Source organism: Kitasatospora sp. NPDC088346 (genome assembly GCF_044740765.1).
GTDB lineage: Bacteria > Actinomycetota > Actinomycetes > Streptomycetales > Streptomycetaceae > Kitasatospora.
The window spans coordinates 45486-71671 of the sequence record NZ_JBIURH010000036.1; the positions used below are offsets into that span (position 1 = coordinate 45486).

The window sequence follows — 26186 nt, forward strand, 5'->3', positions numbered from 1 at the left end:
GATCTGGTGGCGGGCCGGGGAGGCGGCGTACTCCGGCTGCCGGTGCATCAGGACGGCGGTGGCCGGACCCGCCGGGCCGGGGCCGGGAGGGCCCGGGCCGGCCCGCGGAGGCCGGTGCGGGGACCCCGACGGCTCGGTGCGGAGGCCGCGACGGCTCGGCACGTGGGGCCTCGACGGCTCGGCGCGGGCCGGGCGGGCGCGAGGCGGTGCGAGGGGGAGGCGGTGCGAGGGGGAGGCCCGAGGGGCAGCGCGCGATGCCGGTGGGGGCAGCCCCAGGGTGGTGCGGGGGCGGTACGGCCGCGGTACGGCGGCGGTGTGCGGCCCCCGACGGTCGCGGCCGGGCGAAGGCGGGCCGTCGGGGGCGCCAGGAGGGCCCTGGGCTCAGGAGTTGGGGCGCAGGGTCCAGGTGATGGTCATCACACCGGTGACGCCGCCGTCGGCGCGGGTGATCTCCACGGTGACGGGGAACACCGGGCGCTCACCCTTGTCGAGCTCGGCGACCACGTCGGCGATCGGGCGGCCCAGGGTGGCCGTCGCGGTCACCACGCCCATGGCGAGCTTCTTGTACTCGATCTCCGCGTTGACGGCGAGCGGCACGGCCCGGGAGAGCTGGTCCCCGAAGGCCGCGAGCACGATGCAGCCGCTGGCGGACTCGGCCAGGGTGAACATCGCGCCGGCGTGCGGGCCGCCGACGTGGTTGTGGAAGGCGGGCTGGTCGGGCAGCTGGAGCACGGCCCGCTCGGGGGTCGTCTCCAGGTAATCGATCTTGAGGGTGTGAGCCATGGGGACGGTGGAGTCGAGCAGCTGCCCGATCGAAGGTGTGGTCATGGCAGCAATGTTACTTGCGGGTAGCTTGTTCGGGGAGGGGGTGCCCGCGGTCGGGTCGGCGGGTGCGGGTGCGGGTGCGGGTGCGGGTGCGGGTGCGGCCGGTCCGGCGGCGGGACGCGAAAAGCCGAAGGGCCCGATCTTCTGAGAAGATCGGGCCCTTCGGCGTGATGGGGTGAGTGACGGGACTCGAACCCGCGGCCACCTGGACCACAACCAGGTGCTCTACCAACTGAGCTACACCCACCATCTGTCCGGGGCGTTCCCGCTCCGACAGGAAGAACTCTACAGGATCCGCGAGGGTGCTCGCGCCAGGGTTTCGAGCACCGCCCCGATCAGAGGGCTGGTCAGGGCGTCGGCAGCTGGTGCTTGGTCGCGATGGCCCGCGCGGTGTCGGTGTCGGGGCCCGGCTGCTCGACGAACACCGCCTCACGGTAGTAGCGGAGTTCGGCGATGCTCTCGCGGATGTCCGCGAGGGCGCGGTGGCTGCCGCCCTTCTGCGGGCTGTTGTAGTAGGCACGCGGATACCAGCGGCGGGCCAGCTCCTTGATCGAGGAGACGTCCACGATCCGGTAGTGGAGGTAGCCCTCCAGCGTGGGCATGTCCCGGGAGAGGAAGCCGCGGTCGGTGGCGACCGAGTTGCCGCACAGCGGCGTCTTGCCCGCCTCGGGCACGAACTCGCGGATGTACGCGAGCACCCGCTCCTCGGCCTCCGCCAGCGTGACGCCCTGCTCCAGCTCGGTGAGCAGCCCGGACGCGGTGTGCATGGTGCGCACCACGTCGGGCATGGTCTCCAGCGCCTCGGCCGGCGGACGGATGATCACGTCCACGCCCTCGCCGAGGATGTTCAGCTCGGAGTCGGTCACCAGCGCGGCGACCTCGACCAGGGCGTCCCGGTCGAGGTCGAGGCCGGTCATTTCACAGTCGATCCATACCAATCGGTCATTCACGCCACTCACCCTACGGCGCGATCCCGCGACGCGGACAGCGGTCGGGCCGTGCGGGGGTGCTGCACCTGACTCCCGTCCGCCGTCGGCTCGCCGCCGTCGGCCTGCGGTTCGTCCTCGCGGACGGTCTCGTCGGCAGCGGCGTCGTCCGGGTGCGGCTCGGCCGCCCGGGCTCCGCCGTCGGGACGGTGACCCAGACCCTGCCCGCGGGCGCTCGGCCCGTGCTGGCCGTGGTCCTCCTCCGCCACCGAGTGCTCCACGGCCGCCCGGTCGTCGCTGCGCAGGTCGTCGCCGCGCAGGCCGCCGCGCACGTTGCCCGACCGATCGCGGCCCGCGGCCGACCGGGGGTCGGGCCGCCCGTCGGCGCCGCCGGGACGGCCGGCTCCCCGGTCGGGTTGGCGGTCGAGCGGACGGTCGGGCGACCGGTCGACCAGCCGCCCCGAACGGCTCGGGGCCGGGCCAGGCTGCGGCGGGACGAGCGGACGGATCCGGCCGCGGCCGGGTTGCCCGCCCACCGTTCCGACCGGGCCGCCCCGCTCGCCCGCGGGCGCGCCGGGGTGACCGGTCTGGTGGCCGGGGTAGCCGCCCTGGTGCCCGGCCGGGTGCGGCGAGGTGTGGCCCGCGGCCGCCGTGGCGGCGCCGTGCGACTGCGACGGGCCGTGCGCCGCGCCGGTGGTCGCCGGGCCGGCGCCCGGGCCCGCGAAGCCGCCCGAGCCCGAGCCCGGGCCTCCGTGGCCACCGTGCCCGCCGTGACCGCCATGGCTGCCGTGGCCGCCGAACAGCGCCGGACCACCCGTCAGGCCGGGTGCACCCGCCGTGGCCAGGCCGTGCACCGACCGCTCGCCCGAGAGCGCGCGCTCGCCGGGCAGGGCCTGTGACGGAACGATCGCGGCGGGCGCCGGCCGACGGGCCCGGTAGGTGGTCCGGTACGCCGCCGGGGACACCCCCAACTGCCGCCGGAAGTGGCCGCGCAGGGCCACCGGCGACCGGAACCCGCACCGCCGCGCGACGTCGTCCACCGACAGGTCCGAGGTCTCCAGCAGCCGCTGGGCCTGGAGCACGCGCTGCGTGATCAGCCACTGCAGCGGTGCGCTGCCGGTGAGCGTGCGGAACCGCCGGTCGAAGGTGCGCCGGCTCATGTACGCCCGGGCGGCCAGCACTTCGACGTCGAACTGCTGGTTGAGGTTCTCCAGCGCCCAGGTGACCACCTCGGCCAGCGGGTCGTTGCCGATCTCTTCAGGTAAAGACTGATCGATGTACTGGGCCTGTCCGCCGCCGCTGCGCCGGTTGGGCACCACCAGTCGGCGGGCCAGCGCGTTCGCGGCCTCCGTGCCGTGGTCGCTGCGCACCACGTGCAGGCAGAGGTCGATACCGGCCGCCGTACCGGCCGAGGTGAGGACGTCGCCGTCGTCCACGAACAGCTCGCGCGGGTCGACGTGGACGCGCGGGTAGCGCTTCGCCAGCGTCGGCGCGTACATCCAGTGGGTGGTGGCGGGACGCCCGTCGAGCAGCCCGGCCGCGGCCAGGACGAAGGCCCCGGTGCACAGGCCGATGATCCGGGCACCCTCGTGGTGGGCCTTGCGCAGGGCGGTGATCGCCTCGGCGGGCGGCGGCTGCGAGATCGACCGCCAGGCGGGGACGACGATGGTCCCCGCTCTGGCCAGCGCCTCCAGCCCGTAGGGGGCGGTCAGGGTCAGGCCGCCGGTGGTGGTGAGCGGGCCCTCCTCGCCCGCGCAGACCAGCAGCCGGTAGCGCGGCACCCCGGCGTCCTGGCGGTCGACGCCGAAGACGGAGAGCGGGATCGAACTCTCGAAGATGGGGGCACCGCTGAAGATCAGGACGGCTACGGTCTCGCGCCGGCGCCGGCCCGACAGCTTGCGGGGCGCGGGCGCGGCCAGCACGCCCTGGCCCGGCCCGTTGAGAGGGGTCGCGCCGGCGCTGCCGGGACCCGCGGGGCCCGCGAGGGCCGCCTGACCGGCGCCCGGGGTCGCGCTCGGGCCGGAGCCGAAGACCGAGGCCGTGGCCGGACCGGAGGCGGCGGAGGCCGGGTACGGGGGGAAACCGGTGGGGCTCTGGGAGGTCGGGCCCTGGGAGATCGGGGTGGCCGGGGCCGCCAGGGCCGCCGGGGTGGCCGCCCCGAGCGGGCCGAGCGGCGCGGAGAGGGACGGCGAGCGGTGGGCCTGGCCGTGGACGGTGGCGCTGCGGGCGGCGGAGTACGCGGGGGAGCCGTACGGGGCCGAGGGTCCCTGGGCCATCGCGAACTGGCCGCGCGTCAGGCCGGTCCCGCTGGCGGCGTTGCCGGTGGTGCCCGTGGTGCCCGTGCTGCCGGCCTGAGGGGTGAGATCGGCAACGCGGCGCCCGGTCTGACCGGTCGTCGGGTGGCCGGTGCTCGGGTGGCCGGACGCGCCCGGGGCGATCCGGTCGGGCTTCGCCACACCCGCTCTGGCGGAACGGCCCGGGAGACTGGTCGACGGCCGGCCGCTGTCAGGACCCGTGTCGCTCCTGCTCACCCTGCTCAAGGCGCTCCAGCCCCCTCGGTGGTGTGGTGTGGTGGTGCCGCGCTGTTCGCCAAGATCGAATCTACTTGGTGGACCGTTGCCGTTGTGACAAGTTCACCATCCGACGCTATGTCGACATGGCAATTTGGCGCGATGCATTCGATCACGAAGCGTGGCACCCGTCGACCCCCCTGTGAAGGGGGCGGGGGCAATGCTGGCTGGTTGTCGCACGACCGATCACCGGCTGTCGCGGACTCCCGCCCCTCCGTCACCGCCTTGGACTGCGGCTTTGCCCGAGCGAAAGGGGGTGGTCGCAGATTGACCGAAAACAGGCGGTGAGAATCGGGGGCGCGCATGGCACTCGCGCGCGCTCCCGAGCCTTGTCCTGCCGATGTCGGGCCGGGGTTCCGAGCACGGCGTGCGACGGTCCGGGGCAGCGTGGGACGGCGCGGGACGGCTCGTGTCGGCCTGCGTCAGCCGGCGGCGTGCGCTGAGGGGCGGCCGGGCGTGGCCGGCCGGTGGCCCGCCCGTCGGGATCGGTGACGGATCGGCTCCATGACGGGCCGTCGGGCCGGTCCGGGCCGGGTGCCTGCGAGGTTGCCCGCGAGCGCCGGGGCGGGTGGTTGTCCCGCGCGGCGGGACGGCCCGGGGCCGATATGCGGGGCACGGTGGGGACGGCGTGGGGACCGGATGGGGACGGCGTCGGCGCGGGCGCTGTCTGCTGCGGGTCGGCGCAGGGCGCGGAATGACGCTGCGCCAGGCCTCCGGCACGGCGGTCGGCCCCTTTGGTGGGGGAGCCGCGATACGCGGCACTATGGTCGGGTCATGGAGATCCGTCGCCGGCTCGAACTGGCCAACGACAATGCCGCCGCGTTCCTGCTGGCCCGGGCCGAGGCCAACGGGTGGGAGCAGATCCGGCGGCCGGACTTCACCGCCGCACGGTGCGTCGGGCGAGCCGGGGAGGCCGGGGGGACGGGGGCGCGAGCCGAGGCGGACCGCGTGGTGGTGACCCGCCCCTACGCCGACCCCGCCGCCCTGCGGGCGCAGTTGGTGGCGCAGTTCCGGGAGGGACCGGACGCCGAGGTCTGTGTGGAGGACCCCTACAACCGGCTCGATCTCTCGGGCGTCGGCTTCGAGGCGGGCATCGGGATGGCGGTGATGGCCCGCGAACCACTGCTCGACGGCGACCGCGACGGCGCTGTTGCTGCCGGCGGTGGCAACAGCGGCAGTGCCGGCAGCACCGGTGGCAGTGCCGGCGGCGACAGTGGCTGGGTTGGCGGCGCGGGCGGGACGACCGCTGCGGGATCACGCCCCGGGACGGAGACCTGCGAGGTGCTGGACGCCGACGGCCTGGCCCTGGTGGAGCGGACGGTCGTGGAGGGCTTCCCCGTGCCCGCCTACCTGCCCTGGCGGCCGGGCGGTCTGCTCCCGGCCGCCTTGCTGCAACGGTCCGGGTTCCGGGCCTGGCTCGCCCGGCGCGACGGGGAGCCGGCGAGTGCCTGTCTGACGTACGACGACGGCGAGGCGGTCGGCGTCTACTGGGTGGCCACCATGCCCGAGTACCGCTCCCAGGGCGCCGGCCGCGCCGTCCTGGAGCACGCGCTCACGGCCTATCCGGACCGGGTCGTGACCCTGGTGGCCACCCTGCTCGGCGAGCCGCTGTACCGGAAGCTGGGCTTCCGGGAGCACGGCGTCAGCCGCTGGTGGCGCTACCCGGCGGCCACGCCGGTACCCGCTCCCGCCCCCGCTCCCTCGGCGGGGTAGGCGAACGCTCCCAGCGAGGCTGCCGGTTGCGCCGGCACGGGCCTGACGAACAACGCGCCCGGCCCGGCCCGGCGCCCGGCCGCCGCGGCAGCGCCGGCCCCGGGAGGGACCGCAGCCGCAGCAGTGCCGGCCGACGCCACCGCCGACGCCGCGGACGCCGAGGTCACCGCCGTGGACCGGTCCTTGAGGGCCGTGGTGGCGAACTGGTCGGCCGGGCGCCGCAGTCGGGGGCGCCTCGGTGAACTGCCGCCCACCGATCCGGCACCCACCGACCCGGCACCCCGGGATCCTGCACCCCGGGATCCAGCGCCCAGCGACCCGGCGGTGGGGGCGTTGCGTGCCGTCAGGACCATGCCGACCGCCTCGGGCAGCCCGCGGGCGCTCAGGGTGGGCCGGTAGCCGGGTTCGCTCCACGGCCGGTCGTGGTGCAGCCAGACGCTGCGCAGCCCGGTCGCCTCCGCGCCCGCGATGTCCGCCGGGGCGTGGTCGCCGACCATCCAGGTCTGGGACGTCCAGCCGGGGCCGGGCGGTACGCCGCAGCGCTGTGCGGCGATCTCGAAGATCAACGGGTCCGGTTTGACGCAGTCGGCCTCCTCGGAGATCACCCAGCCGTCGACCAGGGCGCCGAGGCCGGTGCGGCGGATCTTCTCCAGCTGCGGGCGGGTGCCCCCGTTGCTCACGATGCCGAGCGTCCAGCCCGCGGAGCGGGCGGCGCGGAGGGCTTTGACGTGCGAGTCGGGGCAGGCGATGTGGGAGTTGATCCCGCGGCGGTAGTGGGCGAGGAGGAAGTCGAGGGAGTGGTCGAGGCCGTAGCGGCGTTTGGCGGCGCCCAGGACGGTGCTCCGGGGCACATAGCCGCTGCCGTCGAGGGTGGAGAGCCAGTGGAGGTCGGTGGCGGGCAGGCGGTGCTCGGCCAGGAAGTCCTGTGCCCAGGCACGGTAGGCGGCGTCCCTCGGAAGCAGTGTGTTGTCGAGATCGAACAGGAGCAGCGGCATGTCCAGCATGCTGCCAGCGGCGGTCTCTATGCATCTGGCAATTGCCAACCAGCGGCCCGAAATGCCGGGGATTGGCCGGATCAGGCCGACGGTCCGGGGCTGGTGGGGCGGGTGTGATCGGAGGGGCCCACAGGGCGCGACGGGATGACAGTCGGATCACGTTGTGTGGATGTCCTGTTGCGCGCAGGGGCCCGGTCGGTCAAGCTCCAGGGAACCTTCTCTCCGGTAGGGCCCGGACGGACCCGTCGGTTCGCCGGCGAAAGGGGGCGCGGACGGCTCGGCGTGCTCCCGCCGACGGCGGGACGGTCGCAGTCCCGGGAGGCTCTGCTGCTGGGCGGGGGCCCCGGCTCGTCGTACTCTGAAAGGAACAGGTCGCATTCAGTGGTGCTCGGCATGGATCGGCCCGGTGCCGCGGAGTGTGCCTGTTACCGGGGAAGCCCCTTCCCCTCCTGTCGGCCCGCCTCAGTCTGAAGAGCTTTGAGCCATGGTTGGTTTTGAGCCTCCCCGATCCGCCCAGGCGGACCTCCCCTCGCGACGGGTCGACGGCTCCGTGACCCGTTCCCGGGCCTCCCGCTGGGCGCTTCCCGGCCTGCTGGGCGCGTTCGCCCGCCTCGGCCGCCCGCAGCCCCCGGGCTCTCGGCTGCACTCCTCGGGCGGTGCCCGGCCCCCGTACCGCCCGGATCCCCGGTACGGGAGTGCGCTGCCCGCCGCCGAGGCCGCGCACCGGGACGGCGCCGGGGACGGCCGGTCGGCCGGCGACGGTGGCCCGCTGCCGGGCCGCCGGGTCGGTACGGGGTCGACCGAGGGCCCCGAAGGCCTGGGCGACGGCCTCGGGGAGGGGGCGGACGAGGGCTTCGGGCTCCAGGAACAGCCCGTCCGGGAGTGCGACCCGGCCTTCCAGCACGGTGTGGTGGTCGGCTTCGACGGCTCACTGTCGAGTGAGCGGGCCCTGGCGTACGCGGTCGGGATGGCCCGCCGTTCCCAGTGCGGGCTGGTGATCGTGCACGTGGCCAACCGCCTGCCGGCCACCGTCTGGGCGGGGTGCGAGCCGCCGGTGTTCGTGGACCTTCCCGACCATCGCACCGAGATCCTCGGCCTGGAACTCGCCTGCGCCGACTTCCTGGCCGGAGTTCCCTGGATCCTGGTGGAGCGGGGCGGGGACATCTGTCATGAGATCGAGGAGGTCGGGCGGGAGTACGCCGCGGACGCGATCGTGGTGGGCAGCACCCACGGTCTGTTGGGCAAGCTCTTCGGCTCGGTGTCCAGCCGCCTGGCGCGCCGCGCCAACCGGCCGGTCATCGTGATCCCCTGAGGGGTCGTCAGTCGCTCTCGGTTGTCGTCCGGGTCCCGTTCCGGGTCTGTCCCGGGGCCGTCCCGGCAGCGGGTCCCGCCTCGGCGCCGCTCCCGCGGCACGGAGGCGTACTGAGGCGCACGGGGACGCAGGGCCGCGCCCGGCGGTGTGCACTCCACGTACGGCCGCGTACATCCACGCACAGCTGCGCACAGCCGCGTACGGCGACGCCGTGATGGTGCCCCGCCGGGCGGCGTACGAGACGCCGGCCCGACGGGAGGGGGTAGTGCTCCGTCAGTACGTCATGCCCAACTCGCGCGCGATGAGCATGCGCTGCACCTCGGAGGTGCCCTCGCCGATCTCCAGGATCTTGGAGTCGCGCCAGAACCTGGCGACCGGGAACTCGTTCATGAAGCCGTAGCCGCCGTGGATCTGGGTGGCCTCGCGGGCGTTGTCGACGGCGGCCTCGGACGCGTACAGCTTGGCGATCGCAGCCTCCTTCTTGAACGGCTCGTCGTGCAGCAGCCGGGAGGCGGCGTCCCGCCAGGCCAGGCGGGCGGTGTGGGCGCGCATCTCCATGTCGGCGAGCTTGAACTGGATGACCTGGTTGGCGCCGATCTGCCGCCCGAAGGCGCGGCGGGTCTCGGCGTAGGTGAGTGACTGGTCGACGCAGCCCTGGGCCAGGCCGGTGGACAGCGCTGCGATGGCGATGCGGCCCTCGTCGAGGATCCGCAGGAACTGTGCGTAGCCTCGGCCACGGGGGCCGAGCATGTTCTCGGCGGGGACACGGCAGTCGGTGAAGGACAGTTCGCGGGTGTCGGAGGCGTTCCACCCGACCTTGGAGTACTTCTTGGACACCTGGAACCCCGGAGTTCCAGTGGGCACGATGATGGACGAGATTTCGCGGGTGGGCGAGGGATCTGCGCCACCTTCACTCGAACGAGCGATCGGTTCGGTCAGGGCGGTCACCGTGACCAGGCCGGTGATCTCGGTACCCGAGTTGGTGATGAAGCACTTGGTGCCGTTGATCACCCACTCGTTGGTGGCCTCGTCGAAGCGGGCCGTGGTGCGGGTCGCGCCGGCGTCCGTGCCACCCTCGGGCTCGGTCAGGCCGAAGGCCCCGAGCATCTCGCCCGAGGTCAGCCGGGGCAGCCAGGTGCGCTTCTGCTCCTCGGTGCCGAAGCGGTAGATCGGCATCGCGCCGAGCGAGACCGCGGCCTCCAGCGTGATGGCCACCGAGGAGTCGACCCGGGCCAGTTCCTCCAGCACGAGGCAGAGCGCGAAGTAGTCACCGCCCATGCCGCCGTACTCCTCCGGGAACGGCAGGCCGAACAGGCCCATCCGCCCCATCTCCCGGACGATCTCGTACGGGAACTCGCCCTGCTCGTAGAACTCGCCGATCTTCGGCGCGACCACGTCCTGGGCGAATTCGGCGACGGTGCGGCGGAGTTGCTCGTACTCGTTGTCCAACCGGTGGTCGAGCATGGGGATCCTCCTGGGATCGGGCCGGTGCGGCCGAGGTGAGGGAGTTTCGGTGGGTGGTCCGAGGGTCCTGACCGGGACCGGTCCGGCCCGGTCGGGTCCGTCGGCCTTCGGGCGGACGACGGGGTCGCCCGTCGGACGCGCCGAGCCGGGCGGTGGCCCGGTTCGTCCGGTGCGCGGCGGGCCGGCGCGGGTGGCCGCCCGCCGCGCACCGGCGGTGGTTCAGTCGGACGGGCCGAGCAGGGCCCGGACCGTCCGGGACGGGCTGGGCCGGCCCAGTTGCCGGGCCATCCAGCCGCTGGTGGCGACCAGGGCGGCCAGGTCGACGCCGGTGTCGATGCCGAGGCCGTGCAGCATCCAGACCAGGTCCTCGGTGGCGAGGTTCCCGGTGGCGCTCTTCGCGTACGGGCAGCCGCCGAGGCCGCCGGCCGAGGCGTCCACCACGCTCACCCCGCCGCGCAGCGCGGCCAGCGTGTTGGCCAGGGCCTGGCCGTAGGTGTCGTGGAAGTGCACGGCGAGCCGGTCGACCGGGACGCCGGCCCGCACGAACTCGGCCAACAGGCCGGTCACCTGGCCCGGGGTGGCCACGCCGATGGTGTCGCCGAGGCTGAGCTCGCTGCAGCCCATGTCGAGCAGTTGCAGGCCGTGGTGGACGACCTGGGCGGGGCTCACCGGCCCCTCCCACGGGTCGCCGAAGCACATCGAGAGGTAGCCGCGGACGGGGACCCCGGCCGCGCCGGCCCGCTCGACCACCGGCCGGAACATGGCCATCGCCTCGTCCGCGGACCGGTTGAGGTTGCGGCGGGCGAAGGTCTCGGTGGCGCTGGCGAAGACCGCGATGTCGGTGGCGTGGTGCGCGAGCGCCCGGTCCAGGCCGCGTTCGTTGGGCACCAGGACCGGCAGCCGCAGACCCGGGTGCAGCCCGGGCAGACCGGCCAGCTCCGGCATCAGCTGCTCCGCGTCGGCCAGTTGGGGCACCCACTTGGGGTGGACGAAGCTGGTGGCCTCGACGGTGCGCAGCCCGGCGGCCGCGAGCCGGGTGATGAACTCCGCCTTCACCTCGACGGGAACCAGCGCGCTCTCGTTCTGCAGGCCGTCGCGCGGTCCCACCTCGTGGATGCGCACCCGGGCCGGCAGCGTCGGGTCCGCGACCGGGTCGGGCAGCCCGAGTTCGAGGACGCCGGGCTCGGCCCCGGCGGTGCCGCCGGCGCCGTCGCCCGCCGGGGTGCCACCCGGCTGCTGTGCGGCGGTCACGGTGCCACCTCCGCCGGTGCGGCGGCGTCCTCGGGAGCCGTCACCACGGCCAGCAGTTCGTCCATGGCGACGGTGCTGCCGGCGGTGGCGCGGAGTTCGCTGACCGTGCCGTCGTACGGCGCGGCGATCACGTGTTCCATCTTCATGGCCTCCAGGACCAGCAGGGCCTGTCCGCGCTTGACCTGCTCGCCGACGGAGGCCTTGACCACCGTCACGGTGCCGGGCATCGGGGCGGTGAGGGCGCCGTGCTGCGCGGCGCCGGCGGCGGTGCGCTCGGCCACCGGGTCGTAGGGGTGCACCGCCAGGGCGTCGCCGTCCAGGCCCAGCCAGTGGACCGGCTGGAAGGGGGCGTCGTCGGTGGTGTGGGCGAAGGTCGTCTGCAGGCCGTCGACGGTGAGCTGGAGCCGGTGCCCGGACCGGGACACCCGGGCCCGGCGGACGGGGCCGTCGCCGAGCCGGACCTGCAGGTCGGGGCCGGTCCCCGAGGGATTGTCAGTGCCGTGTGCAACGCTTCCGGTCGTGCTGGGACGTACCCGTACGGTGACGGGGGCGCGGCCCGGCAGACGGAGGTGGTGGGTCGTCCAGGCGGCCTCGCCGCCGAGGCGCCAGCCGGACGGGAGGGAGAACGGATCGGCCCAGCCGCCGGGGGCGGCGGCGGGGGCGAGGTCCAGTTGCCGGGCCAGTGCGGCGGCGAAGTGGGCCAGTTCGGTGGCGGAGGCCTCGGCATCCGTGGCGCTCGCGGTGGGCGCCCCGGCTGCACGGTCACCCTCACCGGCGTCACCTTCACCGGCGTCGGCATCGGTGTGGACGAACGGCGAGGCCAGAAGGACGGGGGTCTGCTGGACGGTCCGTTCGACCAGGCCGGTGTCGAGCCGGCCCGCGGCGACCTCGGGGTGGGCCAGCAGCCGCCGGAGGAATCCGGTGTTGGTGGTCACGCCGAGGATGTCGGTGTCCGCGAGGGCGGCCCGCAGCCGGCGGAGCGCGGTCGGGCGGTCGGGCCCGTACGCGATGACCTTCGCCAGCATGGGGTCGTACAGGCTGCCGATCTCGGTACCGGCGGCGACGCCGCTGTCCACCCGGATGCCTTCGCCGGTGGGCTCGGCCAGGTGCAGGATCCGGCCACCGGTGGGCAGGAAGTCCCGGTCCGGGTCCTCGGCGCAGATCCGGGCCTCGATGGCGTGGCCCAGGAAGGAGATGTCCGACTGCTCGTACGGCAGGGGCTCGCCGGCGGCGACCCGGACCTGCCACTCGACCAGGTCGAGTCGCCGCGGGTCCGCGGTGTCCGCCCCCACGGCGATGGCCAGCTCGGTGACGGGGTGTTCCACCTGGAGGCGGGTGTTCATCTCCATGAAGAAGAAGTCCAGGACCCCGTCGGGGACGGGCTGGTCCGGGTCGAGGCCGGGCACGATGAACTCCACCGTGCCGGCGCCGGTGTAGCCGCAGGCCTCGGCCGCACGGACGGCGGCCTCGCCCATGGCGGCCCGGGTCTCGGCGTTCAGCAGGACGGAGGGAGCCTCTTCGATCAGCTTCTGGTGGCGGCGCTGCAGGCTGCACTCGCGCTCGCCGAGGTGCACGGTCCGGCCGTGGGTGTCGGCCAGGACCTGGACCTCGATGTGCCGCGGCCGGTCGACCCAGCGCTCCAGCAGCAGGGTGTCGTCGCCGAACGCCGTCCGGGCCACCCGGCGGGCGGCCGCCAGCTCGGCCGGCAGCTCGGCCGGGTCGCGGACCAGCCGCATGCCCTTGCCGCCGCCACCGGCGGACGGCTTGAGCAGGACCGGGAAGCCGATCTCGGCGGCCGCGCGGGTGAGGTCCTCGTCGGAGGGAGAGCCGCCACGGCTGCCCGGCACCACGGGCACGCCCGCCACCCGGACGGCCTCCTTGGCGTTGATCTTGTCGCCCATCAGCTCCACCGCGCCCGGCGGGGGGCCGATGAAGGCCAGCCCGGCCTCGGCGCAGGCCCGCGCGAAGGCCGGGTTCTCGGCCAGGAAGCCGTAGCCGGGGTGGACGGCCTGGGCGCCGGTCCGGCGGGCGGCGGCCAGGATCTGGTCGGTGCGCAGGTAGGTCTCGGCGGCCGAGCTGTCGCTGTGGCCCTCGGGACCGAGGCGGACGGCCACGTCGGCGGCGCGCACGTGCGGGGCGTCGGCGTCCGCGTCGCTGTGGACCGCGACCGACCGGACGCCGAGTCGCCGCAGGGTGCGGATCACCCGGAGGGCGATCTCACCCCGGTTGGCGACGAGGACGGTGTCGAACATGGGAGGTGTTCCTCCTGGTCGAGGAGAGCCGCCGGGGGTGTGGCGGCCGGGTCGGGACGGCCACGGTCGGCCGTGGCTCACATCCGGAAGACGCCGTACGGCCGGGGTTCGGCCAGCGGCGCGTTGGCGCAGGCGGTGAGTGCGAGGCCGAGCGCGGTACGGGTGTCCAGGGGGTCGATCACGCCGTCGTCCCAGAGCCGGGCCGTGGCGTAGTAGGCGTTGCCCTGGCGCTCGTACTGCTCCCGGACGGGGCGCTTGAACTCGTCCTCCGCCTCGGCGGGCCAGTCCTCGCCCCGGGCCTCGAACTGGTCCCGGCGGACGGTGGCGAGGACGGAGGCCGCCTGCTCGCCGCCCATCACGGAGATCTTCGCGCCCGGCCACATCCACAGGAAGCGCGGCGAGTAGGCCCGGCCGCACATCGAGTAGTTCCCGGCGCCGTAGGAGCCGCCGATCACCACGGTCAGCTTCGGCACCCGGGTGCAGGCGACCGCGGTGACCATCTTCGCCCCGTGCTTGGCGATCCCGCCGGCCTCGTACTGGCGGCCGACCATGAAGCCGGTGATGTTCTGCAGGAAGAGCAGCGGGATGCCGCGCTGGTCGCACAGCTCGACGAAGTGGGCGCCCTTGAGGGCCGATTCGGCGAACAGCACGCCGTTGTTGGCCACGATGCCGACCGGGTGACCGTGGATCCGGGCGAAGCCGGTCACCAGGGTGTTCCCGTACTCGGCCTTGAACTCCGCGAACCGGCTGCCGTCGACCAGGCGGGCGATCACCTCGCGGACGTCGTACGGCGTGCGCGGGTCGACCGGGACCGCGCCGTACAGCCCGGCCGGGTCGACCGCCGGGGGCTCCACCGGCGCGAGCGGCCAGGGCTGCGCGGTGCGCGGCCCGAGACCGGCGACGATGGTGCGGACGATGGACAGCGCGTGCGGGTCGTCCTCGGCCAGGTGGTCGGTGACCCCGGACGTCCGGGAGTGCAGGTCGCCGCCGCCCAGCTCCTCGGCTGTGACGACCTCGCCGGTCGCCGCCTTCACCAGCGGCGGGCCGCCGAGGAAGATGGTGCCCTGGTTGCGGACGATCACCGCCTGGTCGCTCATCGCCGGGACGTAGGCGCCACCGGCGGTGCACGAGCCGAGCACGGCCGCGATCTGCGGGATGCCGGCGGCCGACAGGCGGGCCTGGTTGTAGAAGATCCGCCCGAAGTGGTCGCGGTCCGGGAAGACCTCGTCCTGCATCGGCAGGAAGGCGCCGCCGGAGTCGACCAGGTAGATGCAGGGCAGCCGGTTCTCCAGGGCCACCTCCTGCGCGCGCAGGTGCTTCTTGACCGTCATCGGGTAGTAGGTGCCGCCCTTGACCGTGGCGTCGTTGGCGACCACCACGACCTCGCGGCCGGCCACCCGCCCGATCCCGGCGATCACGCCGGCGGCCGGCGCGGCACCGTCGTACAGGCCGTCGGCCGCCAGCGGGCAGAGCTCCAGGAACGGGGAGCCGGGGTCGAGCAGCGCGTCCACCCGCTCGCGGGGCAGCAGCTTGCCGCGGGCCGTGTGCCGGGCCCGGGCCTTCTCGCCGCCGCCGAGGGCGGCCGCGGCGAGTTTCGCGCGGAGCTCCGCGACCAGCTCCCGGTGCGCCTCGACGTTCGCCCGGTAGGCGGGCGAGCCGGTGTCCACCGCGCTCTCCAGCCGGGGGGCGGGCGCGGCGGCGGCGCCGGTGCTGCGGACCGCGCCGGCCGGGCCACCGGCCGCGTCGCCGAGCGGACCGCCGGCCCCACCGGGGGCGAACCCGGCCGCGAACCCGGCCGACGATCCAAAGGTTGAGAGGGACATCCCAAGAGCTCCCTTGCCCTCGGAGCCGAAGAGGTGGGCGGGACGGAGGTGCCCGCGCCCCCACGTTAATGACCGTTAACTCCTGCCGCCAGGTTAACGGGCGATAACCCGGCTGTCTACGATGGGCGGCATGTCGAACGCCCCAGCCGCCTCCGGGCTCCCCCGTCGCGATCAGATCCGCAAGGAGGCCGCCCGGCTGTTCGCGGCCCGCGGCTTCCTCGGGGTCGGGGTGGACGAGATCGGCAAGGCCGTGGGGATCAGCGGTCCCGGTCTCTACCGCCACTTCGCGGGCAAGGACGCCATGCTCGCCGACCTGCTGGTCGGGATCAGCGAGCGGCTGCTGGACGAGGGCCGCCGCCGGGCGGGCGAGGCCGACGGCCCGGCGGCCGCACTGGACGCCCTGATCTCGGGCCACGTCGACTTCGCCCTCGACGACCCCGACCTGATCACCCTGCACGATCGCGAGCTGCTGCACCTCAAGGAGGACGACCGGCGGCGGGTCCGCCGCCTCCAGCGCAAGTACGTCGAGCTGTGGGTCGAGATCGTCCGGGAGGCGTTCCCGGGACTGGCGGCCGCCGCGTCCGAGCAGCGGGCCCGGGCCGCCGTGCACGCCGTCTTCGGGCTGCTGAACTCCACCCCGCACAGCGCGGGCTCCGGCCCGGCCCAGCCCGAGCGCGCCGAACGCTCCGGCCTGCCGCGGGACGGCATGGCCGCCCTGCTGCACAGCCTGGCCCAGGGCGCCTTCGCGGCCGCCGCGGCCGCGGACGGTGTCCCGAACGGCTCGGCCCGGGACGGCGCCACCCCGAACGGCTCGGCCTCGAACGGCTCAGCCACGAAGGGCTCGGCCCCGGGCGGCGCGGCCGGCTGATCGGGCCGCTCCGGTGCCGGTCCGCCGTCGGGCGTAGGTCCAACGGTCGAGCCGCGCGGGGCGCGCGTCCGGTGCGGCGCGCCGGGCGGCCGGGGCATGGTGGGAGGGCGGGAAGGAACGGCGGCCGCCGGTCGTTGAGCCTGCCGTCCGTCCATCCCGTTCGAGGGCGATGGACGCCCCACCTGCGAATGGTTAGCATCCCTAAATATGTCTGAGAATCAAGGTTCCACCGCGGAGCTATCCCGGCGGAACGGCAGAACCGACCGCACCGGCGGAGACGGCCACGAGCCCACCGCGCCGACCGCGTCGACCGCCGCCGCCGGGCAGCCGGCGCCTGCCGCAGGTCCGGACCCGGACACCACCGACACCCCCGGCGCGGGCTGGCTGCGCAGGCTCAGCGGCTACTGCTGGCGCTACCGCCGCAACGTGCTGCTGGCCTTCGGGGCCTCGCTCTTCGGGATGGCGGTCACCTCCGTCGTCCCGTTGATCACCAAGCTGATCATCGACGACGTGATCACCGCGCACACCCGTTCGCTCGCCCCCTGGGCGATCGTCCTGGTGGTGGCCGCGCTGCTGGTCTTCGGCTGCACCCAGGTCCGGCGCTACTACGGCGGACAGCTCGCCCTCGACGTCCAGCACGACATGCGGGCCGACCTGTTCCGCTCCCTCACCCGGTTGGACGGTGACCGGCAGGACAGGCTCGACACCGGCCAGGTGGTCGGCCGGGCCACCTCCGACCTCCAACTGGTCAACGGCCTGCTCTCGATGCTGCCGATGATGACCGGCTACCTGCTGATGTTCGGGATGTCCCTCGGCGTCATGCTCTGGCTCTCCCCGCCGCTCACCCTGATCGCCCTGGTGATGGGCCCGGTGCTGTGGTGGCTGAGCACCCTCAGCCGCAAGCGGCTGTTCCCCGCCACCTGGGCCGCCCAGCAGGAGGCGGCCGCCGTCGCCGGCGTGGTGGACGCCGCCGTCGGCGGGGTCCGGGTGGTGAAGGGCTTCGGCCAGGAGGCCCAGGAACGGACCAAGCTCGAACGCGTCTCGCGTGGCCTGTACGCCGCCCGGCTCCGCTCGATCCGCCTGAACAGCCGCTACACCCCGGCCATGCAGGCCGTCCCCGCCCTTGCCCAGGTGGCCGTGCTCGCGCTGGGCGGCTGGCTGGCGGTGCGCGGCAGCGTGTCGCTCGGCACCTTCGTGGCCTTCTCCACCTACGTCGCCCAGCTGACCGGCCCGGTCCGGATGCTCGCCATGGTGATCACCGTCGGCCAGCAGGCCAGGGCCGGCGTCGAGCGGGTCCTGCAACTGGTCGACCAGCAGCCGCGGATCAAGGAGCGCCCGGACGCCCACCCGCTCGACCCCGCCACGGCCTCGCCGGGCACACCCGCGCTGGAACTGGCCGGCGTGGACTTCCACTACCGGGACCACGACACCGACCGCGACGCCGACACCCGCCACGACACCGACCGCGACGCCGACACCGGCCAAGACGCCGACCGCGACGCCGAGCACGACGCCGACACCCGCCAGGACGCCGACCGCGACACCGGCGCCCGCCACGCCGACCCCGTCCTGCACCGGCTCGACCTGCGGATCGCGCCCGGCGAGACGGTCGCCCTGGTGGGGGCCTCCGGCTCGGGCAAGTCCACCGTCGCCCAGCTCGTCCCGCGGTTCTACGACCCGACCGCGGGCGTGATCCGCCTCTACGGCCACGACCTGCGGGAACTCACCCTCGACTCGGTCCGCGCCACCGTCGGCATCGTGCCCGAGGACAGCTTCCTCTTCTCCGACACCGTGCGCACCAACATCGCGTACGGACACCCCGAGGCCACCGAGGAGCAGATCACGGCCGCCGCCGTCGCCGCCCAGGCCGACGGCTTCGTCCGTGAGCTCCCGGACGGTTACGACACCAAGGTCGGCGAGCAGGGCCTCACCCTGTCCGGCGGGCAGCGCCAGCGGATCGCGCTGGCCCGCGCCATCCTCACCGACCCTCGGGTCCTGCTGCTCGACGACGCCACCTCGGCCGTCGACCCGCGGGTGGAGGCGGAGATCCACGAGGCGCTCCGCAGCGTGATGGCGGGCCGCACCACCCTGCTGATCGCCCACCGCAGGTCCACCCTCCAGCTGGCCGACCGGATCGCCGTCCTGGAACGCGGCCGGCTGGTCGACCTCGGCACCCACGAGGAGCTGGAGGCCCGATGTCCGCTCTACCGGGCCCTCATCACCGATCCGGACGCCCTCGCGCAGCCGGAACCCCCGGAGTCCTCCGAGCAGACCCCGGACCCGAGCAGCACCACCCCGAGCAGCACCACCCCGGGCGAAGCCGCCCCGAACGCCGCCGCCCCGCAGGCCACGGCGTCCGCGCAGAGCCCCGCCCCCGCCCCGGCCTCCGCCGGTGCGGCGCCCGACCTGCTCGCCAAGGTCGCGGCCCTGCCGCCCGCCGCAGACTCCCCGGACATCCCGGTGGAGACCGCCGAGGCCGGTGACCCGGACTTCAGCCTCCGCCGTCTGCTGGCCCCGTTCCGGCGCCCGCTGGCCCTCGCCCTGCTGCTGGTCGCCCTCGACACCGCCGCGGGCCTGGCCGTGCCGGTCCTGATCCGGCACGGCATCGACGACGGCGTCAGCAAGGCCGCGATGGCCGGCGTCACGGTGGCCGCGCTGGCCGCGCTGGGGATCGTGCTCCTCGACTGGCTGGTGCAGAGCGCCGAGACCCGGGTCTCCGGGCGGACCGGCGAACGCGTCCTCTACACCCTGCGCCTGAAGATCTTCGCGCACCTCAACCGGCTCGGCCTCGACTACTACGAGCGCGAGCTGGCCGGCCGGATCATGACCCGGATGACCACCGACGTCGACTCGATCTCGACCTTCCTGCAGACCGGCGTGGTCACCGCGGTGGTCAGCCTGCTGACCTTCTTCGGGATCTTCGCCGCCCTGCTGATCATCGACGCCGGTCTGGCCCTGGCGGTCTTCGCCGTGCTGCCGCTGCTGGTGGTGGCCACGCTGGTGTTCCGCAGGAAGTCCGCGGCGCAGTACCAGATCTCCCGCGACCTGATCAGCACCGTCAACGCCGATCTCCAGGAGAACGTCGCGGGCATGCGGATCGTCCAGGCCTTCCGCCGCCAGGACCTCAACACCGACCGCTTCGTCGCCAACGGGCTCGCCTACCGCGACGCCCGGGCCCGGGCGCAGCTGTACATCTCGCTGTACTTCCCGTTCGTCCAGTTCCTCTCCAGCGTCGCGGCCGCCCTGGTCCTGATCGTCGGGGCGTCCCGGGTCGAGTCCGGCACCCTGACCATCGGCGCGCTGGTGGCGTACCTGCTCTACATCGACCTGTTCTTCGCCCCGGTCAACCAGCTCTCCCAGGTCTTCGACGGCTACCAGCAGGCCGCCGTCGGCCTCGGCCGGATCCGGGACCTGCTGCGCACCCCGACCAGCACCCCGCAGGCCGAGCGCCCCGTCCCGATCGGGGAACTGCGCGGCGAGGTCGAGTTCGAGGGCGTCAGCTTCGCCTACAACGGCGGCGGCGAGGGCAACCCCGATGTCCTCTCCGGGATCGACCTGCGGATCCCCGCGGGGCAGACCGTCGCCCTGGTCGGCGAGACCGGGGCGGGCAAGTCCACCCTGGTCAAGCTGGTGGCCCGGTTCTACGACGCGACCGCTGGCACGGTGCGCATCGACGGGACCGACGTCACCGCGTACGACCTGGCGCAGTACCGGCACCGGCTGGGCGTGGTCCCGCAGGAGGCCTACCTGTTCGCCGGCACCGTCCACGAGTCCATCGCCTACGGCCGGCCCGGCGCCACGGCCGCGGAGGTCGAGGCGGCGGCCCGGGCGGTCGGCGCGCACGACATGATCACCCGGCTGCCCGGCGGCTACCGGCACCCGATCGCCGGCCGCGGCCGCAACCTGTCGGCCGGCCAGCGCCAGCTGATCGCGCTGGCCCGGGCCGAACTGGTCGACCCGGACCTGCTGCTCCTCGACGAGGCGACCGCCGCGCTCGACCTGGCCACCGAGGCCACCGTCAACCGCGCCGCCGAGCGGCTCAGCGGCGGACGCACCACGCTGGTCATCGCCCACCGGCTCAGCACGGCCGAGCGGGCCGACCGGGTGGTGGTGCTGGACCGCGGCCGGGTGGTCGAGGACGGCACCCACGGCGAGCTGCTGGCGCTGAACGGGACCTACACCCGGCTCTGGGAGGCCTTCGTCGCGGACGGCCACCCGGCGCCGGTCGGGAGCTGAGCACACCAGCGCGGGAACGTGCCCCGAGCGGGTGCGTTCCCGCGCTGGTGTGCTCCCGGGCCGGTGCGCTCCCGATTGGGTGTGCACCGGGCCTCGGGGAAGGGCCCGGTCGCGGTCAGACGGCGATCAGCGAGGTCAGCAGCGACTCCGGGCGGACGCCCTTCGGCAGGTCGCTGACCTGCCCGTCGCCCACCTCGACGACCCGCCAGCCGCCGCCGTCGGCGCGCAACGCCAGGTCGGTCGTGATGAACCGGCAGCCCAGCCTGCGCACCAGCGGCCGCACCCCGGACAGGTCCGGATCCGGATCCAGCTCCGGGACGTCCGGGTGCGGGCCGACGAGTACCGGCTCCCCGTCCATCCACCAGACCCGGGCCTCCACCGCCCGGCCGGCCTCGTCGCGCACGAACTCCTCGTACCGCCGCAGCACCACGCCGCCCGCCAGGTACTCGCCCTGCAGCTCGACGAAGCGGGCGACCACCCGGGCCAGCCCCGCCGGATCCGCCAGGTCCGGGACGAAACAGGCCTCCGCCCACTCGTGCTTGCGGGACTTCACGTAGTCCTTCACCACCGCCGGGCCGCTGCCGCCGAGCAGTTCGGCCGCCGCCGCGAGCGCGGAGCCGTCCGGCGCGCCACCGGGGATCCAGGTGCTCGCCGGCGTGACACCTTCGAACACCTCGTACCAGCCCGGTAGTTGGTGCGCGTCCGCGTACCCGGCCGGGGTGGTCAGCAGGGAGCACCCGCGGGCGGCCAGCGCCTCGCCGAGCGCGGTGTACGCCGCGACCGGCATCATCCACCCCCGGTACCAGAGCGGGCCCTGCCCGGCCGGGACCCGCCCGACGGCCCGCTCGGCGTCCCCCGCGAGCAGCGCGTCGTGATCCACCAGGACACTCTCCGCCCCCAACTCCCGTACCTGCCGCGCCTCCCGGACGTAGTGCGGATCGGGGCGGCGGGGCGCGAGCGGGTCGGCCGGGAAGAGGATCGAGGGTGCCTGCATGCGGATCAGGGTACGGCGAACACGCCGGTGAGCAGGGTGATTTCAGCACCGGCCGACCGTGCCCCGCGGGCAGCCGGCGGGCTCGACAGCCGCCCGGGCCTCTGCCAGGGTGGGCCGGTGCGTATCCGATGGCGGGCCGTGAGGCCGTCGCCGCCCCGCCGGCCCCGGCGGGCCGCGCGGACGGCGGTGATCGACCCGGCCGGCCGGGTCTTCCTGCTCCGGTCCGACAACAGCGAGGTCGGGGTGCACTGGAACATGCCCGGCGGTGGCCTGGAGGCGGGCGAGTCGCCCCTCGACGGCGCCCTCCGGGAGCTGGGCGAGGAGACCGGCTGGACGGACCTGCGGCCCGGGCCGCTGCTCTGCACCTGGGAGCACGACTTCACCTGGCACGGCACGCCCGTCCGCCAGCACGAGCACATCTACCTCGGCCGCGGGCCGTACCGGCCGCCGACCGGCGACCTGCGCGCCGTGCACCGGGCGGACCGGATCCTCGACTGGCACTGGTGGACCCCGGCCGAGCTGGCCGAGCCCCACGCGGGCCCGTTCTGGCCCCCGAACCTGCCCGCCCTGCTGGACGCCGTCCGCGAGGACTGGTGCGCGGGGACGGCGCCCACGGCGCCCGTCCACCTCGGTTACCGGCCGAACGGCCCGCGCCGCTGACGGCGCACCCGCCACCAGCCACCCGCCACCCGCCACCCCGGCGTCAGCGCGCGCGGGAGCGACGGTCCTCGGTCCGCCAGTCCCGCAGGTCGAGCTCGCGGTCGTGCAGGGCGTCGGGATTGATCAGCACCGAGAGCCGTGCCCCGGCGAGCTGCTCGAAGGCCAACCCGGTCGACACCAGCAGTCGTTCGGTCGGCACCGACACCACGATCGCCGGCCGCCAGGAGGGCAGCACCACCAGGCTGGTGCCGCGCCCCGCCCGGACCAACTCGGCCGGCACCCGCCGCGGCGGCCTGCCGCCCAGCTGGCCCGCGGCCTCCAGGTGGGTGGGGGAGGCGCCGATCAGGATCCCCAACGGCGCTCCCGGCGCCGGGGCCCCGGCGGCCTCCTCGACACCGGAGGCCCCGGCGGCACCGGCGACCGAAGCGCCGTCCACGGCCGGTGCCGACCCGTCGGCCTCCGGCGGGTACGGCTGAGGATGGATCCGGCTCAACCGGCGCGAGGGCGTGGGCCGGCGCAGCCGCCGCAGCTGGCGGCCACCGGCCGCCGTCCCGGTGCCGGGCACGGCCGGCACCGCCGAACGGACCGGCGTCGGGCGCCCCAGCGTCAGGTCGACCCCGGCGGCCTCCAGCAGCCGGGTCACCGCCAGCAGGGACTGGTGACTGGCGGCCGCCAGCTCGTCGAGCTCGGCACCCTGCTCGTACGCGGTCCGCAGCCGGGCGCCGAGCGCGCTCAGCAGCTTGGCCGCCGTCCGCTCCTCGATCTCGCTCGTGGGACCGTTCCTGCGGGCGGGCTCGCCGGGGCCGGCATCCGACGGATCGGTCGGCGGCCGGTCCGGCGGCGCCGGTTCGGGGCTGGTCCGGTCGAGCGTGGTCATCGTGGCGAGGCCCTCCGTGTACTGGACAGCGTCGATCCTGCCCCACCGGAGCACGAGCGGCCAAGGCCCACCGGCCCGTTGACGTTTCGAAACCGCCGCTCGAACCCGGTGCCCCGCGCCGGAGCCGACCCGGCGGGCTCGGGCCGGCGGTCCTGCCGCCGCACCGAAAACGCCTCGACACCGGACCGTGCCCGCGACGTAGCATCGGCACCGTGAAGCCCCCGCACCTCTCGTCCCGCCTGAGCTGGTGGCCGTCCTAGGACGGCCACCCCTCACGCAGGACCACAGGGCCGTCCGTCCGGACGGCCCTGTCGCGTCTCCTCCACGGATTCCGGCCGGACCCGGGCCCGGCGGACGGCAGCACCCGCAGCCATCCCGTAGGAGAACCCCGTGCTCACCCTCGAATCCGCCTGCCGCAACCCCGAGCGCCACCGTGTCCTGACCGGTGACCGCCCCACCGGCCCGCTCCACCTCGGCCACTACTTCGGCACCCTGCAGAACCGCGTCCGGCTCCAGGACGCGGGCGTGGAGCTGTTCCTGGTGATCGCCGACTACCAGGTCCTGACCGACCGCGACGTCGCCGACCGGCCCGCCGTGCACGCCGAGAACCTCGTCCTCGACTACCTCGCCGCCGGCATCGACCCGGAGCGGGCCACGGTCTTCACCCACAGCTCCGTCCCCGCCCTCAACCAGTTGCTGCTGCCCTTCCTCAGCCTGGTCAGCGTCGCCGAGCTCGGCCGCAACCCCACCGTCAAGGACGAGATCGCGCACTCCCGGCAGGCCGCGGTCAGCGGGCTGATGTTCACCTACCCGGTCCACCAGGCCGCCGACATCCTCTTCTGCAAGCCCGACCTGGTGCCGGTCGGACAGGACCAGCTCCCGCACCTGGAGGTCACCCGGACCATCGCGCGGCGCTTCAACGACCGCTACCGCACCGACCTCTTCCCCGAGCCGCAGGCGCTGCTCTCCCCGGCCCCGCTGCTGGCCGGCACCGACGGCGGCAAGATGAGCAAGAGCCGCGGCAACGCCATCCCGCTCGGCGCCACCGAGGACGAGACCGCCCGCCTGATCCGGGCCGCCACCACCGACGCCGACCGGCGGATCGGCTACGACCCCGAGCGGCGCCCCCAAGTCTCCGGACTGCTCCGGCTCGCCGCCCTCTGCCAGGACCGCGACCCGCACGCCGTGGCCGAGGACATCGGCTCGGGCGGCGCGGCCCGGCTCAAGGCGGCCGTCACCGAGGCCGTCAACGAGCACCTGCGCCCGCTGCGGGCCCGGCGCACCGCGCTCGCCGCCGACCGCGGCCACCTCCGGCAGGTCCTGCGGGCCGGCAGCGAGCGGGCCAACGCCGTCGCGGACACCACGCTGGCCGAGGTCCGGGCGGCGATGGGATCGGTCTGACCTCGCACGGGGGATAACTTGGTCGGCCCAGCCGCCCGTCCGAAAGGCCCTGTCGATGTCTCAGACCCCTTACCGTCACGGCGATCGGACCTCCCGGCGGCCCCGCCACCTGGTCCCCGGCGACCGGGTGGCGCTGGTCGCCCCGAGCGGACCGACCGACCGGGAGCGGCTGGCACCCGGCACCGAGATCCTCCGCTCCTGGGGGCTCGACGTCCGCCCCGCCGCCCACCACGCGGCCCACCACCCCGCCCTCGGCCACCTCGGGGGCACCGACGCCCAGCGCGCCGCCGACTTCCAGCAGGCCTGGCTCGACCCCGAGGTGGCCGCCGTGATCTGCATACGCGGCGGCTACGGCACCCAGCGCATGGTCGACCTCGTCGACTGGGACGCGCTGCGTGCCGCACCCCCCAAGGTGCTGGTCGGCTTCAGCGACGCCACCGTGCTCCACGAGGCCGTCGCCCGCCACCTGGACGTTCCCACCCTCTACGGCCCGATGGCCGCCGCCACCGCCTTCACCACGGACGGACCGACCGCCGACCACCTCCGCCGCACGCTCTTCCGACCCGAGACCACCACGGTCCTCACCTCACCCACCGCCGGGACGCTGGTCGCCGGTCGCGCCCGCGGCATCACCGCCGGCGGCTATGCCGCCGGGCTGGCCGCCGAACGCGGCACCCCCACCGCCCGCCCCTCGTACGCCGGCACCGTCCTGCTGCTGGAGGACGTCGACGAGCACCCGTACCGGCTGGACCGCATCCTCACCCAGCTGCTCCGCTCCGGCGCCCTGGACGGCGTGGCCGGCATCGCGCTCGGCTCCTGGCAGGGCTGCGGCCCGGCCGAACGGGTCCGGGAGGTGATGCTCGACCGCCTCGCTCCGCTGGGCGTCCCGATCGTCTGGGAGCTCGGTTTCGGCCACGGACCGAGCAGCCTGACCGTCCCGCTCGGGGTCCACGCCACCCTCGACGCGGACGCCGGCACCCTCACCCTGGACGAACCCGCGCTGGCACCGGCCGACCCCACCGGCGCCGGGCGGCCGCTGCCGGGCCGCCGCCCGTGAACGGGACCGGTGGCGGCTGTCAGTAGGGTGCGCCCCATGCACGACGACGGCGACGGCGTCGCCACGACGCCCCTGGGGACGGAGCCGGACATGGAGCGAGCGTTCGAGACGGCAGTGCAGCGGGCCCTGCGACTGTTGAACGGCCGGGACGGCCGGAAGGGCCGTACCGTCCTCGGCATCGCCGGGCCGCCGGCCGCCGGCAAGTCGACCCTCGCCCGCCACGTGGTCGCCGAGGTGGTCCGGCGGGAGGGGGCGGACGCCGCGGCGTACCTCCCGCTCGACGGCTTCCACCTCTCCAACCCGCAGCTCGACCGCCTCGGCCTGCGGGCCCGCAAGGGGGCGCCGGAGACCTTCGACGCCTGGGGCTACCTGGCCCTGCTGAACCGGGTGGCCACCGAGCGGTTCCGGGACGTCTTCGTCCCGGACTTCGACCGGGCCCTGGACGAACCGGTCGCCGCCCGCCACGTGGTCCGCCCGCACACCCGCCTGGTGGTGACCGAGGGCAACTACCTCGCGGTTCCGGCCGAGCCCTGGCAGGCGGCCCGCCGGCTGATGGCCGAGCTGTGGTTCGTCGAGGCGGACGAGGCCGTCCGCACCGAACGGCTCCTCAGCCGTCACCAGCGGGGCGGCGGCCCGCGCGAAGCCGCCGAGCTGCGGATCGCCGCCAACGACCGACCCAACGCCGAGTACGTGGAGCGGGGCCGGGCCGGCTGCGACTGGGTGGTGCGGACCGGAAGTTTGCCTCTCGCGGGGGATGGGCGTAGTGTTCTCTAGTCGCTCGGCTGGGAGCACCGGACACGTGTCTACGCGGACGGTCCCGGGGCGGCCAATCCCTTGAAACACCCTCTGTATTCGGCTGGGCCGTGTTTTGTCGCGTCCCGGTGTGAATTGGTGTGCGTGTTTTTAATGGATTGCGGTCGGATTCGCTTTTCGGAGTGGCTCTCGGCTAGAGTTCGGAACGT

16 protein-coding genes, 1 tRNA gene and 2 pseudogenes are annotated in these 26186 nt (G+C 74.6%); 8 read left to right on the top strand and 11 right to left on the bottom strand.

Annotation, left to right across the window (positions count from 1 at the left end):
* Positions 1-381 precede the first annotated feature (381 nt).
* The 4 genes and pseudogenes from ACIOFR_RS31605 to ACIOFR_RS31620 all read right to left on the bottom strand — a co-directional run.
* A complete protein-coding gene (locus ACIOFR_RS31605) occupies positions 382-828 on the bottom strand; it encodes a DUF4442 domain-containing protein (RefSeq protein WP_401002664.1) in 447 nt (148 codons plus the stop codon).
* A 168-nt stretch (positions 829-996) separates the two neighbouring features.
* A tRNA-His gene (locus ACIOFR_RS31610) sits at positions 997-1072 on the bottom strand.
* A gap of 100 nt (positions 1073-1172) precedes the next feature.
* Positions 1173-1775, bottom strand: coding sequence for an oligoribonuclease (gene orn, locus ACIOFR_RS31615; protein ID WP_401002665.1), 603 nt, complete (start codon positions 1773-1775; stop codon positions 1173-1175).
* Between the two features lie 892 nt (positions 1776-2667).
* Positions 2668-3673, bottom strand: a pseudogene (locus ACIOFR_RS31620) (helix-turn-helix domain-containing protein); the annotation flags it as partial.
* A gap of 1422 nt (positions 3674-5095) precedes the next feature.
* Between ACIOFR_RS31620 and ACIOFR_RS31625 the strand changes: the two are divergent.
* Positions 5096-6034 carry a GNAT family N-acetyltransferase gene (locus tag ACIOFR_RS31625; protein WP_401002666.1) on the top strand — a complete coding sequence of 313 codons (939 nt, stop codon included), beginning with the start codon at positions 5096-5098 and terminating at the stop codon, positions 6032-6034.
* Here ACIOFR_RS31625 and ACIOFR_RS31630 read toward each other — a convergent pair.
* Positions 5980-7029 carry an HAD family hydrolase gene (locus ACIOFR_RS31630; RefSeq protein ID WP_401002667.1) on the bottom strand — a complete coding sequence of 350 codons (1050 nt, stop codon included), beginning with the start codon at positions 7027-7029 and terminating at the stop codon, positions 5980-5982. The genes ACIOFR_RS31625 and ACIOFR_RS31630 overlap by 55 nt on opposite strands.
* A gap of 865 nt (positions 7030-7894) precedes the next feature.
* Here ACIOFR_RS31630 and ACIOFR_RS31635 point away from each other — a divergent pair.
* A pseudogene (locus ACIOFR_RS31635) lies at positions 7895-8341 on the top strand (universal stress protein); the annotation flags it as partial.
* A gap of 273 nt (positions 8342-8614) precedes the next feature.
* Here ACIOFR_RS31635 and ACIOFR_RS31640 read toward each other — a convergent pair.
* The 4 genes from ACIOFR_RS31640 to ACIOFR_RS31655 form a co-directional block, all read right to left on the bottom strand.
* Positions 8615-9805: an acyl-CoA dehydrogenase family protein gene (locus tag ACIOFR_RS31640; protein WP_401002668.1), complete on the bottom strand. Its 1191-nt coding sequence runs from the start codon at positions 9803-9805 to the stop codon at positions 8615-8617.
* A gap of 219 nt (positions 9806-10024) precedes the next feature.
* Positions 10025-10966: a hydroxymethylglutaryl-CoA lyase gene (locus tag ACIOFR_RS31645; protein ID WP_401002680.1), complete on the bottom strand. Its 942-nt coding sequence runs from the start codon at positions 10964-10966 to the stop codon at positions 10025-10027.
* Between the two features lie 86 nt (positions 10967-11052).
* On the bottom strand, positions 11053-13308 hold the full coding sequence (locus tag ACIOFR_RS31650; RefSeq protein ID WP_401002669.1) for an acetyl/propionyl/methylcrotonyl-CoA carboxylase subunit alpha: 2256 nt from the start codon (positions 13306-13308) through the stop codon (positions 11053-11055).
* Positions 13309-13385: 77 nt separating this feature from the next.
* A complete protein-coding gene (locus tag ACIOFR_RS31655) occupies positions 13386-15131 on the bottom strand; it encodes a carboxyl transferase domain-containing protein (protein WP_401002670.1) in 1746 nt (581 codons plus the stop codon).
* Between the two features lie 130 nt (positions 15132-15261).
* Here ACIOFR_RS31655 and ACIOFR_RS31660 point away from each other — a divergent pair, with 130 nt between their 5' ends.
* Together ACIOFR_RS31660 and ACIOFR_RS31665 are read left to right on the top strand one after the other, a co-directional pair.
* A complete protein-coding gene (locus ACIOFR_RS31660; RefSeq protein WP_401002671.1) occupies positions 15262-15999 on the top strand; it encodes a TetR/AcrR family transcriptional regulator in 738 nt (245 codons plus the stop codon).
* Between the two features lie 207 nt (positions 16000-16206).
* Positions 16207-20235 carry an ABC transporter transmembrane domain-containing protein gene (locus ACIOFR_RS31665; protein WP_401002672.1) on the top strand — a complete coding sequence of 1343 codons (4029 nt, stop codon included), beginning with the start codon at positions 16207-16209 and terminating at the stop codon, positions 20233-20235.
* Positions 20236-20350: 115 nt separating this feature from the next.
* Here the strand turns inward: ACIOFR_RS31665 and ACIOFR_RS31670 are convergent, their stop codons facing one another.
* On the bottom strand, positions 20351-21229 hold the full coding sequence (locus ACIOFR_RS31670) for an ATP-grasp domain-containing protein (protein WP_401002673.1): 879 nt from the start codon (positions 21227-21229) through the stop codon (positions 20351-20353).
* Positions 21230-21346: 117 nt separating this feature from the next.
* Here ACIOFR_RS31670 and ACIOFR_RS31675 point away from each other — a divergent pair, with 117 nt between their 5' ends.
* Complete coding sequence (locus ACIOFR_RS31675; protein WP_401002674.1) at positions 21347-21889, top strand: NUDIX hydrolase; 543 nt, start codon at positions 21347-21349, stop codon at positions 21887-21889.
* 43 nt (positions 21890-21932) lie between these two features.
* On the opposite strand, the gene ACIOFR_RS31680 is transcribed toward ACIOFR_RS31675, so the two are convergent.
* Positions 21933-22766: a hypothetical protein gene (locus tag ACIOFR_RS31680; RefSeq protein WP_401002675.1), complete on the bottom strand. Its 834-nt coding sequence runs from the start codon at positions 22764-22766 to the stop codon at positions 21933-21935.
* Between the two features lie 390 nt (positions 22767-23156).
* Between ACIOFR_RS31680 and trpS the strand changes: the two genes are divergently transcribed.
* The 3 genes from trpS to ACIOFR_RS31695 are packed head-to-tail and all read left to right on the top strand — an operon-like array spanning position 23157 to position 25998.
* The gene (trpS, locus tag ACIOFR_RS31685; RefSeq protein WP_401002676.1) at positions 23157-24167 is read left to right on the top strand and encodes a tryptophan--tRNA ligase; all 1011 of its coding nucleotides are present in this window, start codon (positions 23157-23159) and stop codon (positions 24165-24167) included.
* Positions 24168-24222: 55 nt separating this feature from the next.
* Positions 24223-25224: an LD-carboxypeptidase gene (locus ACIOFR_RS31690; protein ID WP_401002677.1), complete on the top strand. Its 1002-nt coding sequence runs from the start codon at positions 24223-24225 to the stop codon at positions 25222-25224.
* Positions 25225-25260: 36 nt separating this feature from the next.
* Positions 25261-25998, top strand: a complete 738-nt coding sequence (locus ACIOFR_RS31695; protein WP_401002678.1) for a nucleoside/nucleotide kinase family protein — start codon at positions 25261-25263, stop codon at positions 25996-25998.
* Positions 25999-26186 lie beyond the last annotated feature (188 nt).